The organism is Micromonospora sp. NPDC052213 (assembly GCF_040679695.1).
Taxonomy (GTDB): domain Bacteria; phylum Actinomycetota; class Actinomycetes; order Mycobacteriales; family Micromonosporaceae; genus Micromonospora.
This window is the reverse complement of sequence record NZ_JBFAVI010000427.1, coordinates 1-1,012: the sequence shown is the minus strand read 5'-3', so window position 1 is coordinate 1,012 and position 1,012 is coordinate 1. Positions and strand designations below refer to the sequence as shown.

General features: G+C 68.6%; 3 protein-coding genes. All 3 read left to right on the top strand.

Annotated elements, in window-relative coordinates; all coding sequences use genetic code 11:
* On the top strand, positions 1-364 hold a 364-nt coding region (locus AB0L34_RS34495; RefSeq protein WP_363709880.1), incomplete at its 5' end, for a hypothetical protein.
* Position 365: 1 nt separating this feature from the next.
* Positions 366-566, top strand: coding sequence for a tautomerase family protein (locus AB0L34_RS34490; protein ID WP_018786431.1), 201 nt, complete (start codon positions 366-368; stop codon positions 564-566).
* Positions 563-1,012 (top strand): hypothetical protein (locus AB0L34_RS34485; RefSeq protein WP_363709878.1); only part of this gene is annotated, 450 nt, incomplete at its 3' end. The genes AB0L34_RS34490 and AB0L34_RS34485, both read left to right, overlap by 4 nt.

Below are 1,012 nucleotides of genomic sequence, written 5' to 3'. Positions count from 1 at the left end.
GCAGTACATGGCGCTGCGGCGCCTCGGCCGGACCGCCAAGGCCGAGGAGGTGCTCGACCGGTTCCGCACTGTCGACCTGGTCGACGAGCCGCACCTGGTCGGCTACGAGGGCCGGATGAAGCTCTACACCGGCGAGATCGGCCCGGACGAGCTGTGGGCGATGTGCGACGGCAACAGCCTCAAGACCGTCACCCAGGGGTACGGCCTCGGTAACTGGCACTACTACAACGGTGACGTCGACAAGGCGCGTGAGGTGTTCGACGGGGTGCTGAAGACCCGCGTCACGCACGCCTTCGCGTACCTCGCAGTCAAGGCCGAGTACGAGCGCAACCCGGACTTCGCGACCACTAGCAGGGAGAACTGAGATGGCAATCATCCGTGCCGAGATCGGCAAGCGGGACCAGGCCACCAAGGAAGCGATGATCGCCGACCTGACCGACGTGCTGGTCAAGTACGGCTCGCCGCGCGAGAACACCCACGTCCTGCTCTACGAGGTGTCGTACGACAACTGGGCCAAGGGCGGCGTGACGTACAACAACCGGAAGCGTGCGCAGGAGTCCTCGTGACCGGCGCCGCCGCGGGACCGCACGTCCTGCTCACCCCCAACCTGTCGGACCTGCTCCCGCAGCTGCGGGAGCGGTTCCCGCAGTGCCGGTTCAGCCCGGTACCGGACGGTGAGCCGGTACGCGACGAGTGGCTCGACGCCGAGGTGATCCTGCGCAGCGCGATGAACGAGGACACCTTCGACGAGCTGCTGGCCAAGTGCGACCGGCTGCGGTGGGTGCAGATCACCGCGGCCGGGTTCGACTGGGTGGGCGGCGAGCTGATGCAGCGCCGCCTCGCCGAGGGGCTGCTCTACACCCGGTCGCCCAACTCCTACAACGTGCCGATCGCCGAGTACGCCATCGGCGCGGTGCTGATGCGCTTCCGCGCGTTCCCGGAGCACCGGGAGGCGCAGGAGCGCCGGGCGCCCGCCTTCGCCGACCAGGGCAGCAGCTCGCAGTCGAGCAGC